The 17,267-nt window shown below is 42.6% G+C and carries 15 protein-coding genes; 3 read left to right on the top strand and 12 right to left on the bottom strand.

From position 1 onward, the window contains the following. Positions 1-2: 2 nt before the first annotated feature. From AB6N04_RS19085 to AB6N04_RS19075, 3 genes are all read right to left on the bottom strand, one after another. A complete protein-coding gene (locus tag AB6N04_RS19085; protein WP_369309795.1) occupies positions 3-680 on the bottom strand; it encodes a DsbA family protein in 678 nt (225 codons plus the stop codon). An 80-nt stretch (positions 681-760) separates the two neighbouring features. Continuing rightward, positions 761-949: a DUF4762 family protein gene (locus tag AB6N04_RS19080; RefSeq protein ID WP_369309794.1), complete on the bottom strand. Its 189-nt coding sequence runs from the start codon at positions 947-949 to the stop codon at positions 761-763. Between the two features lie 946 nt (positions 950-1,895). Then, positions 1,896-2,414, bottom strand: a complete 519-nt coding sequence (locus AB6N04_RS19075; RefSeq protein WP_369309793.1) for a single-stranded DNA-binding protein — start codon at positions 2,412-2,414, stop codon at positions 1,896-1,898. 462 nt (positions 2,415-2,876) lie between these two features. On the opposite strand from AB6N04_RS19075, the gene uvrA reads away from it, so the two are divergent. Beyond that, positions 2,877-5,711, top strand: coding sequence for an excinuclease ABC subunit UvrA (uvrA, locus tag AB6N04_RS19070; RefSeq protein WP_369309792.1), 2,835 nt, complete (start codon positions 2,877-2,879; stop codon positions 5,709-5,711). A gap of 63 nt (positions 5,712-5,774) precedes the next feature. Here uvrA and AB6N04_RS19065 read toward each other — a convergent pair whose 3' ends face one another. The 3 genes from AB6N04_RS19065 to dnaB all read right to left on the bottom strand — a co-directional run bounded on the left by AB6N04_RS19065 (position 5,775) and on the right by dnaB (position 10,497). Further along, positions 5,775-6,971: an aromatic amino acid transaminase gene (locus AB6N04_RS19065; RefSeq protein ID WP_369309791.1), complete on the bottom strand. Its 1,197-nt coding sequence runs from the start codon at positions 6,969-6,971 to the stop codon at positions 5,775-5,777. 100 nt (positions 6,972-7,071) lie between these two features. Then, the gene (gene alr / locus AB6N04_RS19060; protein ID WP_369309790.1) at positions 7,072-8,154 is read right to left on the bottom strand and encodes an alanine racemase; all 1,083 of its coding nucleotides are present in this window, start codon (positions 8,152-8,154) and stop codon (positions 7,072-7,074) included. 930 nt (positions 8,155-9,084) lie between these two features. Further along, positions 9,085-10,497: a replicative DNA helicase gene (dnaB, locus tag AB6N04_RS19055; RefSeq protein WP_369309789.1), complete on the bottom strand. Its 1,413-nt coding sequence runs from the start codon at positions 10,495-10,497 to the stop codon at positions 9,085-9,087. 214 nt (positions 10,498-10,711) lie between these two features. Between dnaB and AB6N04_RS19050 the strand changes: the two genes are divergently transcribed. After that, a complete protein-coding gene (locus AB6N04_RS19050) occupies positions 10,712-11,698 on the top strand; it encodes a quinone oxidoreductase (RefSeq protein WP_369309788.1) in 987 nt (328 codons plus the stop codon). A 216-nt stretch (positions 11,699-11,914) separates the two neighbouring features. Here AB6N04_RS19050 and dusA read toward each other — a convergent pair whose 3' ends face one another. The 3 genes from dusA to AB6N04_RS19035 form a co-directional block, all read right to left on the bottom strand. Then, entirely contained in the window at positions 11,915-12,916 is a 1,002-nt protein-coding gene (gene dusA / locus AB6N04_RS19045; protein WP_369309787.1) for a tRNA dihydrouridine(20/20a) synthase DusA, read from the bottom strand. Positions 12,917-13,105: 189 nt separating this feature from the next. Then, the gene (gene ycaC / locus AB6N04_RS19040; RefSeq protein ID WP_369309786.1) at positions 13,106-13,732 is read right to left on the bottom strand and encodes an isochorismate family cysteine hydrolase YcaC; all 627 of its coding nucleotides are present in this window, start codon (positions 13,730-13,732) and stop codon (positions 13,106-13,108) included. Between the two features lie 133 nt (positions 13,733-13,865). Further along, positions 13,866-14,075: a YdgH/BhsA/McbA-like domain containing protein gene (locus AB6N04_RS19035; RefSeq protein ID WP_369309785.1), complete on the bottom strand. Its 210-nt coding sequence runs from the start codon at positions 14,073-14,075 to the stop codon at positions 13,866-13,868. Positions 14,076-14,326: 251 nt separating this feature from the next. Between AB6N04_RS19035 and cbrC the strand changes: the two genes are divergently transcribed. Then, on the top strand, positions 14,327-14,914 hold the full coding sequence (gene cbrC, locus AB6N04_RS19030; protein WP_369309784.1) for a PF03691 family colicin E2 tolerance protein CbrC: 588 nt from the start codon (positions 14,327-14,329) through the stop codon (positions 14,912-14,914). A 44-nt stretch (positions 14,915-14,958) separates the two neighbouring features. Here the strand turns inward: cbrC and AB6N04_RS19025 are convergent, their stop codons facing one another. From AB6N04_RS19025 to AB6N04_RS19015, 3 genes are all read right to left on the bottom strand, one after another. After that, positions 14,959-15,753 carry an inositol monophosphatase gene (locus AB6N04_RS19025; protein ID WP_369309783.1) on the bottom strand — a complete coding sequence of 265 codons (795 nt, stop codon included), beginning with the start codon at positions 15,751-15,753 and terminating at the stop codon, positions 14,959-14,961. Between the two features lie 95 nt (positions 15,754-15,848). Beyond that, positions 15,849-16,322: a DUF6882 domain-containing protein gene (locus AB6N04_RS19020; RefSeq protein ID WP_369309782.1), complete on the bottom strand. Its 474-nt coding sequence runs from the start codon at positions 16,320-16,322 to the stop codon at positions 15,849-15,851. A gap of 3 nt (positions 16,323-16,325) precedes the next feature. Then, positions 16,326-17,261 (bottom strand): nucleoside hydrolase, encoded by a 936-nt coding sequence (locus AB6N04_RS19015; protein WP_369309781.1) that lies wholly within the window; start codon positions 17,259-17,261, stop codon positions 16,326-16,328. Positions 17,262-17,267: the final 6 nt, after the last annotated feature.

Here is a 17,267-nt window from a genome sequence, read left to right as displayed (position 1 = left end):
GCTTACTCCTGCTTACTCTGCTCAAAAAGCTTAGCCATATATTTTGTGAACTCAGGAAAATCACGGTCTTGATAAACGACATACCGCTTATTGATAATAAATGCTGGTGTTGCTGTAATATCATAAAACTCTGCAATACTTTCCATGTAATCTAACTTTTCGGATACAGCTGAGCTTTTACTAACTTCAAGGTATTTTTCAGTGTCAACATTGTGTTGCTTTAGCCAATTCAAAAGTTCGTCATTATTTTTAAAATTGATGTTTTCATTTAAAATAGCATTGAAAATATCTGAGCGCAGTTCAGACTCTATGTTCATTTCTTCTAACGTTGCAAAAATAGGAGAGTAAGCCGCTAATCCTGTATATTTTTTTGCCAAATGAATTACACTAAAATTTCCCTCTTGTGAAAACTGATTGGCAAATTCCATGATAGCATCGTTATTAGTTGCGCAGTAATAACATCCGTAGGACATAACTTCGATAATACTATTATCTTCTTTTATTGGGCTCGATGATACTTTATCCAATGGGAATTCAAAAAATGTCTTCTGGCTTTCACTGTTATCTTTAAATGTTTCAAAAATAAAAATATGATAAAACAAAACTGTTGTAAGAACAGAAATTAAAATAATGAACAGGGTATACGTAACAATCGCTAAATTAGATATTTTCTTATGCATGCAATTTTACCATTTAATTAAAGAAAAGCATGCGAAGACAACTCTTCAGCATGCTTTATAGTTATCTTATAACTAATTAATTATGCTTGGCATTTACCTGGAGCAGGTTGCGTTTTATAACTAACTTCACCATGCTTGTCAGTACATTTAGTGATTGCTTGACAACTTGCATTTCCGCCGCCAACAACAACAGAATTATAAGATGTATTACATACAGGTGCTGTTCCGCCAATCACCTTTGATGCATCAATAGCATTTAACAGTTTCATATGATTTCCTTATTTCTAAATACTAAATAAAATTGAATTAGAATAAATTAGATTTTATTAATAAAGTCTAATCACCTAATAAGGCAATGGCGATTATAAGCACAACAATAATATAAATTCAATATCACTTTAATTAAAGTGACAAGCATTAAGCCTTATAATGCTATAAACATTATACTTTTTTATCCCTATTTAGGATTAATTAAAAATAAAAACAAAACATTTTATTATTTTTAATAAAAACCAAAACAAAAACAAAAAATATAAATCCCAATGTAGAGTAAAATAAGATAAAAATAATTTTCTTGGGTTTCCACGTTTCAGATTCAACAGTAATTGTAATATGTGTTTTTTTGAAAAAAAATATTTCAGCTTATTTGGTTATTAGTAAATGCCACTTATTGTGAAAATAACCATATTATCATAATGTTAATTAAACCTTACTGATATTAATATCACTCGCCTCATTCTAATAGAATATAAATTATGTCAATAAATATAAAAATGTAAAACAAAACATAAATTTATTTCTCTATCAATAATCCACATTACTGACCAGTAACAAAATTTAATTAATTACAACTAAGGATAAAATATAGCGAACATGAAAACTCAACAAGATATTGATTATATGCAATATTTATATCACCCATATAACTCTTAATAAGGGTTATGTAGATTTTATGATCTTTACTTGTTACTTAACGCAACTTTATAATCAAAAATTGTAACGCTTTGTTCAAATTTCCCTTCCTCTTTTCAACCGCTAACTTGTAAAACCCACTATAGCCTAACGAGTCCTAATATAGGTCGACATCTTTTCAGGCATAACAAAAAGGCCTCACATATATTGATATATGAGGCCTAATTTTTTCTTCGTTTATTTTAATTCAATAAGGTAAAGAAAATACTATGAAGCTTTTTAACATCTATAAACGTATTCCCTTTAGAACGGAATATCATCATCGAAATCCATTGGTGGTTCATTGGTTTGCGGGGCAGCCGCTTGTGAGCGAGCTGGGGCTCCGCCGCCACTGAATTGTTGTGCGGCTTGTGGTTGTTGAGGTTGACCCCAACCACCTTGACCACCCTGGCCTTGTGATGACGCATCGCCACCACGACCACCCAACATTTGCATAGAGCCGCCAATATTAACAACCACTTCAGTTGTGTAACGATCTTGACCGCTTTGGTCTTGCCATTTACGCGTTTGCAGAGAACCTTCGATATAGACTTGTGAACCTTTTTTCAGATATTCACCCGCAACTTCAGCTAATTTGCCGAAAATCACCACGCGATGCCATTCTGTTTTTTCACGCATCTCGCCAGTTTGCTTGTCGCGCCAACTTTCAGAAGTTGCCAGAGTCAGGTTTGCCACAGCTCCGCCGTTAGGCATATAACGGATTTCAGGATCTTGTCCTAGGTTACCGATAAGAATTACTTTATTTACGCCTCTGCTGGCCATTTATTACTCCTGATGCATTGAATTTTAATCTCTGGATTAGCCGTGAAGTTTACCAACGACCGAACCGATTTGCACCAACAATTGAAATTACACGATAAAACTTGCGAAACGCTTTCCAAATTTAAGTGAAATTTCATTGTGACCTTTTCAGTATAGACACAATATTATTTATCCGTATCACGCCTTCCTACACATTATTCCCTCTCTTGAACTGACTTGTTATTTTCAATCTCAAAAGCCCCCCTACTCTAAATCGTTTAATTCACCACGAGGTGGCAAATACACAGATTGTACGGGATCTACACGGTATATGGGCTACCTCGCTGAATACAATCAACAATGCTGCGAGCTTAAATATAACGAGCAAGAAAATATGACGAGTACTGTATATCCATTCAGGGAAAAATATGTGATAATGATCGCTTCCGATTGTTCAATATCAAATCATCCGGGAAGTGGTAAATGGATAATATCGAAGTCCGCGGCGCACGCACGCATAATCTGAAAAATATCAATCTCGTTATTCCTCGTGACAAGCTGATTGTTATCACGGGGTTATCTGGTTCAGGAAAATCCTCTTTAGCTTTTGATACTCTATATGCAGAGGGACAGCGTCGGTATGTTGAGTCTCTATCCGCTTATGCACGGCAGTTTCTATCTTTAATGGAAAAGCCTGATGTAGACCATATTGAAGGGCTCTCTCCCGCAATTTCGATTGAACAAAAATCCACATCTCATAACCCGCGCTCAACGGTAGGAACTATCACTGAAATTCATGACTACCTACGGTTGCTATTTGCACGGGTGGGTGAGCCACGTTGCCCTGATCATGATATTCCATTAGCGGCTCAAACTGTCAGCCAAATGGTTGATAACGTTTTAGCACAACCCACCGATCGCCGCATGATGTTGCTCGCGCCTGTCGTCAAAGATCGCAAAGGAGAGCATGTTAAATTACTCGATAACTTAGCGAGCCAAGGTTATATCCGTGCGCGAATTGATGGCGAAGTTTGTGACTTATCAGATCCACCGAAACTCGAATTACAGAAAAAACACACCATCGAAGTGGTAGTGGATCGTTTTAAAATCCGAGATGACATTGCTCAGCGTCTAGCCGAATCTTTTGAAACTGCACTGGAGCTTTCTGGTGGTACCGCTATTGTTGCCGATATGGACGATGCAAAAGCAGAAGAGCTGGTGTTTTCTGCAAACTTTGCTTGCTCCGTTTGTGGCTATAGCATGGTGGAATTAGAACCGCGCCTATTTTCCTTTAATAACCCAGCAGGAGCTTGCCCAAGCTGTGATGGTTTAGGCGTTCAGCAATTTTTTGACCCCGAGCGCGTACTGCAAAATACGGAAATCTCTTTAGCTGGTGGGGCAATCCGCGGCTGGGATCGCCGTAATTTTTATTATTTCCAGATGCTAATGTCATTAGCCGAACACTATAAATTTGATGTCGAAGCCCCTTATAGCTCCCTCAGTCCCGCTGTGCAAAAAATCATTTTGTATGGTTCAGGCAAAGAATCGATTGAGTTTAAATACCGTAATGATCGCGGGGACATTACCGTTCGCCGCCATCCATTTGAAGGTGTCCTCAATAATATGGAACGCCGTTATAAAGAAACGGAATCTACCGCTGTTCGTGAGGAACTCGCAAAATACATCAGTAATCGCCCTTGTGTCTCTTGTAACGGAACTCGTTTACGTAAAGAAGCACGCTTTGTCTTTGTTGAAAACACCACGTTACCTGAAATCGCAGATTACAGTATTGGCCATGCCATGGCGTTTTTCCAAAACTTAAAGCTCAGTGGGCAACGTGCGAAAATCGCAGAAAAAGTACTGAAAGAGATAAGTGATCGTCTCAAATTCTTAGTGAACGTAGGCTTAAACTACTTAAGTTTATCACGCTCAGCAGACACTTTATCGGGGGGAGAAGCACAACGTATTCGCCTTGCAAGTCAAATTGGAGCGGGTTTAGTGGGGGTGATGTACGTGCTTGATGAGCCGTCAATTGGTCTGCATCAGCGAGATAACGATCGCCTATTAGAAACCTTGATCCATCTTCGTGACTTAGGCAATACCGTGATCGTCGTAGAACACGACGAAGACGCCATCCGTGCCGCTGATCATGTGATTGATATTGGCCCTGGTGCTGGGGTACATGGTGGCCAAATTGTGGCTCAAGGTACATTGGAAGATATTGTTGCTAACCCAGAGTCCTTAACCGGTAAGTTCTTAAGTGGCGAACGTAGAATTGAAATTCCTAAACAACGTGTTCCTGTCAATAAAGACAAAATGTTGACGGTGTTCGGCGCGAAAGGCAACAACCTAAAAAATGTGACATTAAAAATACCAGTCGGGCTATTTACCTGTATTACTGGCGTATCAGGCTCAGGCAAATCCACACTGATCAACGACACATTATTCCCTATTGCTCAACGCCAATTAAATGGGGCAACGACTATTACTCCTGCGCCCTATTTGGATGTTGAAGGCTTGGAGCATTTCGATAAAGTCATTGATATTGACCAAAGCCCAATCGGACGAACACCACGTTCAAACCCTGCAACTTACACGGGGGTATTTACACCTATTCGTGAGTTATTTGCTGGCGTACCAGAATCTCGTACCCGTGGGTACAATCCAGGGCGCTTTAGTTTTAACGTAAAAGGGGGGCGCTGTGAGGCTTGTCAGGGTGATGGCGTCATCAAGGTTGAGATGCACTTTTTGCCTGATGTCTACGTGCCTTGCGACCAGTGTAAAGGCAAGCGCTATAACCGCGAAACCTTAGAAATTAAATATAAAGGCAAGAGCATTCATGAAGTTCTCGATATGACCATCGAAGAATCCCGTGAATTCTTTGATGCAGTTCCTGCCCTTGCGCGTAAACTGCAAACCTTAATGGATGTAGGGTTATCCTATATTCGCCTTGGTCAGTCCGCCACCACATTATCTGGTGGTGAAGCGCAGCGCGTTAAACTGGCAAAAGAGTTATCGAAACGCGGCACTGGGCAAACGATTTATATTTTGGATGAGCCAACCACAGGTCTGCACTTTGCAGATATCCAACAGCTTTTAGTGGTTCTGCATCAATTGCGTGACCAAGGCAATACCATTGTCGTCATTGAACACAACCTTGATGTGATTAAAACCGCAGACTGGATTGTCGATTTAGGCCCTGAAGGGGGCAGCGGAGGTGGTGAAATTCTCATTGCAGGTACACCAGAAGAAGTGGCTGAATGCGAAAAATCCCATACTTCAAGGTTCTTAAAAACCATTTTAGAGCGCGGCTATTAATGGTAAGTCAGAAAACGCAGGCCTTCACCTGCGTTTATCAATAATGTATTAATTAGCAAATAATTATTGGCTAACCGCCGCAAATGCCTCAACGATACGTTTTACATTGTGGCGGTTAACCCCCGCCATACACACGCGCCCCGTACCGACTAAATACACTGCAAATTCATCTTTTAAGCGAGCGACTTGCTCTTTAGTAAAGCCGGTATAGCTGAACATCCCACGCTGTTTCAATAAGTGGTCGAAGTTTTTGCTTGGTAGTGCTTTTTTCAACTCTTCCACTAGCACAGTGCGCATGTCTAAAATACGTAAACGCATTTCTTCTACTTCCGCTAGCCATTTCGCTTTTTCTGCACTGTTGGTCAACACCGCCGCCACAATTTTTGCCCCATTTGATGGAGGGCTTGAATATAAACGACGCACACCCGCTTTAAGCTGACCTAATACGCGGTCACGCTCATCAGGGTTTTCGCAAATAACCGATAATCCACCAGCACGCTCACCGTAGATACCAAAAATTTTAGAGAATGAATTACTAACAAATACAGGTAAACCTGCTTTAACCATCGTTCTGATAGCATAGGCATCTTCGTTGATACCTTCAGCAAAACCTTGATAAGCAATATCTAAGAATGGGATCAGTTTACGCTCAACAGCCACTTTAGTGACTTCATCCCATTGTGCTGGCGTTAAATCAGATCCTGTTGGGTTATGACAGCATGGATGCATTAAAATGATGCTATTAGCTGGTAATTTCTTGAATGTTGCCAGCATTTCATCAAATTTAACACCTTTAGTTTTTTCATCAAAGTACGGGTAATAGTGAACTTTTGTACCGGCACCAGCGAAAATGGAAGCATGGTTTTCCCATGTTGGGTCACTGCACCACACGTCTGAATCAGGGTAGTACTGATGTAGGAAGTCCGCGCCGATTTTTAATGCGCCCGATCCACCAATGGTTTGTACCGTCGCAATACGCTCTTGGGCAATCAACGGACAATCGTCACCAAAGACCAGTTTTTGCAGTTCAAGGCGATAATCTTTCAAGCCTTCCATCGGCAAATATAACGAGGCACTCGCAGGCAGTTTGTTTAATGACGCTTTCGCGGTACTCACCGTTGCCAGTTCAGGCGTTTTCCCTTCACCATCGTAATAAAGGCCAATACTCAGATTAATTTTGTTATCACGAGTATCTTTATTAAATTCATCCATTAACGACAGAATTGGGTCGCCCGGATAAGCATCAACATGTTCAAACACAGGACATCTCCTAATCATTATTTAGCGCTTAATGATGTAAGCGCTCATTGCGTTACTCAGCGCTGTTTTACGTTGTTACTTGAAAATAACCCTTTGTTGACTATTCGTCTACATATTCCATTGCAACACGCGAGGTCAATTTAGTGAGTAGCTCATAGTTGATAATACCCGTTTGTGCGGCAATTTCTTCAACTGGCAGTCCATTCCCCCACAAAATCACCTCATCCCCCACTTTATCGGTGGCATTTGCCCCCAAATCCACGACAGTCATGTCCATCGAAATACGGCCAATAATGGGCACTTTTCGCCCATTAACCAACACAGGTGTTCCTGATGGCACATTACGTGGATAACCATCACCATAACCAATGGCAACAACACCAAGGCGAGTATCTTTGTCACTACACCAGGTTTCACCATAGCCAACACATTGACCTGCGAAATGTTCTCTCACGGCAATTAAAGTGGATTTTAAAGTCATCACTGGCTGCAAACCAAAGTCTGCGGCACTTTTTCCTTCTTGAGGTGAAGCACCATACATCATGATCCCAGGGCGAACCCAGTCATAGTGAGCTTCAGGCCATAATAGGATACCGGCAGACGCCGCAATGGACTTCTCCCCCTCTTTGCCTGCAATAAACTGTTTAAAACAGTCGATTTGTCGTTGGGTTGTTGGCAACTGTGGCGCATCGGCTTGGCAAAAATGGCTCACAATATTAATCGGTAGTGCGACATGTTGGCAGCGTTGTAAACGTTGATAAAAAGCGTCAGCCTCTTTTGGCAATACACCAAGGCGGTGCATCCCCGTATCGAGTTTCATCCAAACTTTAAGAGAGTGGGACAACTTAGCCGTTTCAAGCATTTCAAGCTGTTCAACACAGTGAATAACCGTATCTATCTTATGCTCCGCCATCAACACTAAGTCTGCTTGCTCAAAAAAACCTTCCAGCAAGACAATCGGTTTTGTGATGCCATGTTGACGCAATAGTAATGCTTCATTCAACCTTGCTACGCCAAAGCCATCTACTAGCGCTTCCACTGCACTTCCCACCCCAACTAATCCATGGCCATAAGCGTTTGCTTTAACAACTGCAATCAGTTGGCTATTAGGCGCAATCTCTTTTACCCGTTGCAAGTTGTGTCGCAGAGCGCGGCGGTTTATCAATGCGGTTGCCGCTTTCATTGTTTCCTCGTTCGTTTTCTCTATACCCACTAAAAATTAAGCTGCCCTTTGGCAGCTCAATATATTCTCTATTTGTTATACGCTAAAAAAGATCAATTTCCATTAGATATTATTTTATGAATCGTTTTATTTTATGCTCTAATTTTAATTCGCTAAATCGTTTTGGGTTGTCGCTAGGCGGCAAACGAAGATATCGTGGGGAGCACGCACAAGTATGTGACTCGCGTAGCTGAGTGCAGCCAACACCGCGACAGCGCAAAATATGACAAACACGCTAATACTCTAATTTCCATTAGATATTATTTTATGAGCCATTTAATTTTAATACTCTAGTTCAAACACTCGAATTCCAACGCCCTATTTCCAATACGCTAAATAGTTTGAGGTGTCGCTAGGTGGCAAACGAAGATATCGTGGGGAGCATACACAAGTATGTGACTCGCGTAGCTGAGTGCAGCCAACACCGCGACAGCGCAAAATATGACAAACACGCTAATACTCTAATTTCCATCCGATATTATTTTATGAACCATTTAATTTTAATACTCTAGTTCAAACACTCGAATTCCAACGCCCTATTTCCAATACGCTAAATAGTTTGGGTTGTCGCTAGGCGGCAAACGAAGATATCGTGGGGAGCACGCACAAGTATGTGACTCGCGTAGCTGAGTGCAGCCAACACCGTGACAGCGCAAAATATGACAAACACGCTAATACTCTAATTTCCATTAGATATTATTTTATGAACCATTTAATTTTAATACTCTAGTTCAAACACTCGAATTCCAACGCCCTATTTCCAATACTCTAAATAGTTTGAGGTGTCGCTAGGCGGCAAACGAAGATATCGCGGGGAGCATACACAAGTATGTGACTCGCGTAGCTGAGTGCAGCCAACACCGCGACAGCGCAAAATATGACGAGTATTTTTTAGTCTTCATCGTTATATGCCGGCCCTGCATAGTTATCGAAGCGCGACCACTGCCCGTTAAACGTCAACCGCACTGTACCAATTGGCCCGTTACGCTGTTTACCGATAATAATCTCAGCGACACCTTTAAGCTCGCTGTTGTCGTGGTAAACTTCATCACGGTAGATAAACATGATCAAGTCCGCATCTTGCTCGATAGACCCTGATTCACGCAAGTCAGAGTTAACTGGGCGCTTATCCGCACGCTGCTCTAGGCTACGGTTTAACTGTGATAATGCCACCACAGGTACATTGAGCTCTTTCGCTAATGCTTTGAGTGAGCGCGAAATTTCGGCAATTTCAAGGGTACGGTTATCAGAAAGCGAAGGTACTCGCATTAACTGGAGGTAGTCAATCATGATAAGACTTAAGCCACCATGTTCACGGTAAATACGCCTCGCACGGGAGCGCACCTCTGTTGGCGTCAGGCCTGATGAGTCATCGATGTACATGTTACGTTTTTCCATCAAAATACCCATGGTGCTGGAAATTCGCGCCCAATCCTCATCATCTAATTGACCAGTACGGATACGTGTTTGGTCAACACGAGAAAGTGAGGCGAGCATACGCATCATGATCTGGTTACCGGGCATCTCCAAGCTGAAGATAAGCACAGGCTTTTCTTCTGTCATCGCCGCATTTTCACATAAGTTCATCGCAAAGGTGGTTTTCCCCATTGATGGACGTGCTGCCACGATAATTAAGTCTGAACCTTGTAACCCTGCCGTTTTCTTATCAAGATCTTGATACCCCGTAGAAACCCCTGTTACCCCATCATGAGGTTGCTGGTAGAGCTGCTCTATCTTTTCGACAGTTTCAGATAAAATGGCTTCAATGCCTTTTGGCCCTTCATCTTTGTTTGCTCGGGATTCCGCGATTTGGAAAACCTTACTTTCGGCTAAATCCAACAGGTCTTCACTGCTGCGCCCTTGTGGGTCGTAACCCGCATCCGCGATTTCATTAGCAACAGAAATCATATCGCGCACAACCGCACGTTCGCGAACAATATCGGCATAAGCATTAATATTCGCCGCACTTGGCGTATTTTTTGACAACTCGGCTAAATAGGCAAAGCCCCCTACGCTATCGAGTTCACCTTCTTGCTCTAACGATTCCGACAAAGTAATTAAGTCGATAGGCTTGCCTCGCTCTAGCAATAATTGCATCTGCGAGAAAATCGTGCGGTGAGGGCGACTAAAAAAGTCAGCGTGGGTGACTCGCTCAGAGACGGTATCCCAACGTTCGTTATCCAACATCAATCCTCCCAAAACAGATTGCTCCGCCTCAAGAGAGTGCGGTGGAAGTTTCAAGCCTTCCATTTGGTGGTCTCGAGGGGCATCTGTTTTAAAATTCGATGAGGGTTTTTTAGCCATACATTTGCATCCAAGTCTATAATTAACGAACAGCTTCTAGTATACGCCAATCTGATTTTTGTTGTGGCATTCTTTGCGCCTCCCTACCAGAGAATTGCCTAATAACGTTTGCGACAAAAAGCACAAACCAATAATTCTTCTGACTAAAACATGGCGTTATAGTAAAACGATTGATATTGTAAACAATAACGAATGATCCTTATTGGAGATTGTCATGGCAAAACGTATCGAGTTCACGCAGCATGGCGGCGTTGAGGTTCTAAACTTTGTAGAGTATTCCCCAACCGCACCTGCTGATAATGAAATTCAAATCGAAAACCGCGCAATCGGCATCAATTATATCGACACCTATGTTCGCAGCGGCCTCTACCCTGTAGCGAAACTACCAAGTGGCCTTGGTACGGAAGCCGCTGGTGTGGTCGTGAAAACAGGTGCTCACGTCACTGGCTTCAAACCCGGTGACCGCGTGGTGTACGCACAAGGCCCACTCGGCGCATACAGCGAGGTACACAATGTGCCTGAGCACGCAGTTGCCCATTTGCCGGATGGCATTAGTTTTGAACAAGCCGCCGCGAGTTCATTAAAAGGGATGACCGTTTATTATTTATTCCATCAAACATACCAACTCCAACGTGATGAAATGTTTTTGTTTCACGCTGCCGCAGGCGGTGTGGGCTTAATTGCCTGCCAATGGGCCAAAGCACTGGGGGCAAAAATGATTGGTACAGTTGGTTCTGCGGATAAAGCACTACGTGCAAAAGACGCAGGTGCATGGGAAGTGATTAATTACCAGACTGAAGACATCGCGGAACGCGTTAAAGCGATCACACAGGGGCAAAAAGTCAGTGTAGCATACGACTCAGTGGGGCAATCCACATGGCTTGCCTCTTTAGATTCGCTAAAACGCCGCGGATTGATGGTCAGTTTTGGTAATGCATCGGGCCCTGTTACTGGCGTAAATTTGGGGATTTTAAACCAAAAAGGCGGTTTATATGTCACTCGCCCATCACTTGCGGTGTATGTCACCAACCGTGCTGAGCTAGACCAAGCCAGTAATGCGTTGTTTGATATGATTTTAAGTGGCAACGTGAATGTGGATGTACCGCAATCACAAATTTTTGCCTTGAAAGATGCGCAAAAAGCCCACACCACCCTTGAATCGAGAAAAACCCAAGGGTCAAGTTTGCTTATCCCGTCATGATTTTTCGTCGATAAAAAAGCGCCAACACTGGCGCTTCAGACTGCAGGCAAACACAACATGTTTGGCGGCAGTCTGAATAGGTTTTGAAAATAAACGAGGAAAATCAATTTATTGATTTTCGCCTAATAACACAAAGTGGGAAAAACCACGCTTTTATCCCACTTTGTCAACAACCTCAAGCGTCAACACTGGCGCTTTTTCTTTATCATCAATGCGCTATTCACCGCGAGTCACAAACGCCAAGGCCTGCTCAACGACCGCTAAATCAGCCCCTTTTTTGTGGGCGTTTTCACTTAAATGGCGACGCCATTGGCGAGCACCGGGAATGCCTTGGAAGATCCCTAACATATGCCGCGTCATATGACCTAAATAAGCGCCTTTGGACAATTCATTTTCAATATACGGATACATCGCACGCACCGCATCCACACCATTAGTGACAGGAAAGTGTTCACCAAATAACTGGTTATCAACCGCCGTTAAAATGGACGGGTTTTGATAAGCTTCACGACCTACCATTACGCCATCTAAATGCTGAAGATGCTCTTTTGCTTCTTCTAATGTTTTAATGCCGCCGTTAATCGCCATCGTTAAATGCGGGAAATCGCGCTTTAACTGATAAACACGAGGGTAATCTAACGGGGGAATTTCACGGTTTTCTTTCGGGCTTAAGCCGGATAACCATGCTTTACGGGCATGGATAATAAACATTTCACAGCCACCTTGAGTGGAAACTGTTTCGATAAAATCACACAAAAATTCGTAGCTATCTTGCTCATCAATACCAATACGTGTTTTAACCGTGACTGGAATGGATACAACATCCTGCATCCCTTTGATGCAATCCGCTACTAACTGGGCATCGCCCATCAAGCATGCGCCAAAACGGCCATTTTGAACACGATCTGATGGGCACCCCACGTTTAAGTTGATTTCATCATAGCCACGTTCCTCGGCCAACTTAGCGCACTGAGCTAGCGCCGCAGGGTCGCTTCCACCTAGCTGCAACGCAACAGGGTGTTCTTCTTCACTAAACGCAAGGTAATCCCCTTTCCCATAAATAATCGCCCCTGTTGTCACCATTTCGGTGTACAGCAAAGTGTTTTTGCTTAATAAGCGATGGAAATAACGGCAATGGCGATCTGTCCAATCGAGCATCGGCGCAACGGAAAAGCGGTTTAAGTTTTGATAACCTTGTTTAGGTGTTATTTGTTGCATGGTTTGCTTGCTTTATAAAATCAATGGAATAGCCCCAAAAAACAAAGAGCCAAAGAAAAACAGTGGGCAAGTATACCATAGCACTCATTTTATGTGATGGTTAACAATCATTTCTGAAGCATAAAGAACAACCCTCAATACCATTTGGCACTGAGGGTTGATATATTTGTCATCAGGTTAAAATAAAAACTATTTTTTCTCTGAAAGCAACGCATAGCTGGTCATAAGGTTACGATAATCAGGGATATGGTTTGAGAATAAAGTTCCTAAACCTTCCACGTCATTACGCCAGTCACGGTGTAATTCGCATGCCGCACCAAACCAACTCATCAATTGAGCACCCGCTTTAGACATTCTGTCCCAAGCTGCATCACGTGTAATGGGGTTGAAAGTCCCCGATGCATCCGTTATTACGAACACTTCATAGCCTTCCTCTAAAGCAGACAACGCAGGGAATGCCACACACACTTCCGTCACCACACCCGCAATAATTAACTGTTTTTTGCCTGTTGCTTTCACCGCTTTCACAAACTGTTCATTATCCCAAGCATTGATTTGCCCAGGACGCGCAATATAAGGGGCATCTGGAAATAGTTGTTTTAATTCAGGAATTAATGGGCCATTAGGGCCATTCTCAAAGGATGTCGTTAGAATCGTTGGTAGGTTAAAATATTTGGCAAGATCGGCTAATGCTAACACACTATTTTTAAACTTATCGGGGTCTTGGTCCCGAACCAATGATAGCAATCCTGTTTGGTGGTCAACAAGTAATACTGCGGCATTGTCTTTATCTAAACGGTTATATTTGAAACTCATCGCAACAACTCCTTTAAACAGGGGCAGTGATATTATTCAGTATAGAAGATAATTTTATTAATGGCGCTTATAGATAAAAACCGAGCAAGCGCCATTTTAGATAAAATATTTCAATAAGTTTTTTATTATCTAACTACTTAGTTTCAGCACTCATAGTAACAACATTCCCCATACGCGCACTGGTGATTGTGTAACTCTCTGCACCCGCTGCTTTTGCTTTAGCTGCAATTATCGCTTCTGCTGAATCCAGTGTATCACCTGTTGCTGTTATGGTTGCGGCTGATGCGCCGAATGCCATCATAGATAATACAGAAGCTGCCATTAACGTTTTAAACATGTTCATAATATAATTCCTTCAGTGTTTATTTGAGGAGGCAACCCGTGTTGCCTTCGATGGAGGTATCATATCCCCAAATATTATTTGAGTTAAAGCTAATAAAATCGCTAAACTCATTCAATTAAATTGAACAAAATAATGCGCTATTGTTTATCTATCTTTCATGCAGACATTAGCCCCAACTCAACGCATTACTGTGGTACGCTGATCCATCTGCTCCGTGTGTATTTACGGCTTAACTTGCAAGGAACGTATTTATGGCACTTAATAACCGAAAGCTCCCCACGTTTAGATACCACCCTAATCCCGTCAATACGGGGGCATTCCTTACAGACAAAACGGTAACCTGTGATTGTTGTGGGCAACTGACTGGTATTTATTATGAGAGCCCTTTTTATTCAGTAAAAAATATTGACGCCATTTGCCCATGGTGTATTTCTGATGGTGCGGCAAGTCAGAAGTTTGCTGGTGAATTCCAAGATCCTGCGAGTGTCGAAGGCGTCGATTGTGAATATGATGAGGACGGTGAGTTTTCACACAGCATAAATCCTTATCCAACTGAAAAATTTGATGAATTAATAAAGCGCACACCGGGCTATCAAGGATGGCAGCAAGAAATGTGGCTGGCGCATTGCCAAGAGCCTTGTGAGTTTATAGGTTATGTTTGTTGGGATGATATAAAAGATAGGCTTGATGAATTTATTTCGCTGGAAGACGATATTGCGGATTATGGCTTTTCAACAGAAAAGCTCGAACTTAATTTAGATGGGGATGGTGCTGCCCAAGGGTATTTATTCCGTTGTTTGCACTGTAAAAAACTCCGCTTACATATTGATTTTAGTTGATGTTTTATCGGTAATGGCGAGGTAAACCGCCCCGCCATTAATTATTAGCAATTCATCAATTCAACGATTTGGTCGGCGAGTTCAGGGGTGGCGGCAGATAACAAACTCCCTGCAAACATAGCTTGACCGCGTTCACCATTCAGAGCACAAACATCGCCCCCCGCTTCGCGAATGCAAGGGATTAACGCTGCGCTATCCCAAGGTTTCATAATAGTATCAATCGCGCCATGAATGCGCCCTGCGGCAACCATAGCGTGTTGGTACGCATCGTTCGCAAAGATAAAATCACGGGCTTGCCCCACCACAGCATCAAGGTTGTACACTTGTGTGCCCTCACGGCAGTTATAGCTGCTGCTATGAATACCCGATGCACTGATCACTGCGTTTGAAAGTGTTTTTGGCGAGTCTTGCCCTAATTTTAATTGCCGTAATGGCTGTCCGCTAATATCTAACCAGCAACCTTCCCCTTTAGAGGCATACACCATTGTAGAAATGGCAGGGAAGCTAATCACGCTCAATAATGGTTCACCATTTTCCACATAAGCAATCAAGGTACTAAACAGAGGCACGCCATAAATAAATGCACGAGTTCCATCAATTGGGTCAATCACCCAACCCGAGGTAAATTTTTGTTCCCCAGTAAAACCGAACTCTTCACCTAAAACAGGAATATCTGGTGTGTGCTTGGCGAATAATTCACGGATTTGTTCTTCAACACGCAAGTCTGTTTCAGTTACCACCGAACGATCTGGCTTATAATCGAACTTCCCTGCACGTTGAAAAGCATCAAGAGCAAGGTTTTTGACTGAATTTGCAGCATTAAGCGCTATCGTTAACATAAGGCAGCTCCCGTTTAAAAAACAAATATAAACAATAAGATGAAATAGTATAGACGGGAAAATGCCTTATTGAAAAACCAATAAGGCAGCAAAAGCTAACTTTGTTGGAGGGAAACTTTGCCAAATGTCATAAAAATCAACGTATGCCCTGCAATACCGCGATAAACCCCTTGCTGTTGGTTCAGTTCACACGCCAGTGCCGTTAATTGCCACGCATCATACTCTTCAATTTGGCTAACTCGCGCCGTTAGCAATACATTGTCTTTGCGCTCACCATACGCTTTCACCGCAATCGCATCTTGGGCTAGCGCATTATCAATGGACGGATTTGCCCAACTCCACATCCAACTGCCTTGGCTTTGATCATAAGTACCAATTATCTGCACGGCAGCTGTCGCTGTAATATTATCAGGTGTATGGAAAATAATGGTGCCTTGGTCTTGGTCAACCGACCAATCGGCTTCATCCAGTTTCCATGTATCACAATGAAATTGGTTTTTCACTTGCAAGCTGTTCATGCTACGTTCTATTAATGCCTCATAGGGCAATTGTTCTAATTCGTTACGCATTGATTATCCAATATTTTTTAAAGCATTCACAATTAGCTGCCAAAACTTCTGATGATCAAGTTTAACGGCAACCTGCGTGTGGCAATCCGCTGGAGCTGGATGGCGAAAATCCGCAACAGTCATGCCAAGCGTCAGCGCTCCTGTAAGCTCGATATCTACAGGGACTTTTTGAGTGGTCATCACTGAAGGATCAATCACATAAGCGACAGCGCAAGGGTCATGAACGGGCGGCGCATCAAAACCTTGAGCTTGTTTGTACATCTTGCCGAAAAAATCCAGTAATTCGACGACAAATTGTGAACAATCACTACCAATAGCAGCAATTTCCTTCACAATATCAGGGGTCGCAAGTGCCTGATGTGTCAAATCCAACCCAACCATTGTCAATGGCCACTTTTCATTAAAAACAATATGAGCCGCTTCAGGGTCAATTTTGATATTAAACTCTGCCACCGCACTCCAATTGCCAACATGATAACCTCCTCCCATCAGCACCACTTCTTTCACTCGCTCAACGATACGTGGCTCAAGACGAGCAGCAAGGGCAATATTTGTCAGAGCGCCAGTTGGCACTAATGTGACCGTTTTAGGCGGGTGGGACATGATAGTGTCGATAATCAATGAAACGGCATGCCTTTCATCAAGCTGCAAAGTTGGCGTGGGTAAAACTGGCCCATCAAGCCCTGAATCACCGTGAATATCGGGAGCTACCTCAATATCTCGCACTAATGGACGAACAGATCCTGCCGCAAATGGAATATCTGTAATTTTCGCCATTTCTGCGATTGCCAGTGCATTACGGGTCACTTTTTCAAGGGTTTGATTACCAGCAACGGTTGTTACAGCCAATAAATCAATATCTGGGTTACCGTAAGCCAGTAATAATGCGATAGCATCATCATGACCAGGATCACAATCGAGGATGATTTTTTTGCTCATACCTTA

Source organism: Providencia rettgeri (assembly GCF_041075285.1).
GTDB classification, from domain to species: Bacteria; Pseudomonadota; Gammaproteobacteria; order Enterobacterales; family Enterobacteriaceae; genus Providencia; species Providencia rettgeri_G.
Note: the sequence above shows the minus strand (reverse complement) of the source record. Positions and strands in the feature narration are given on the sequence as shown.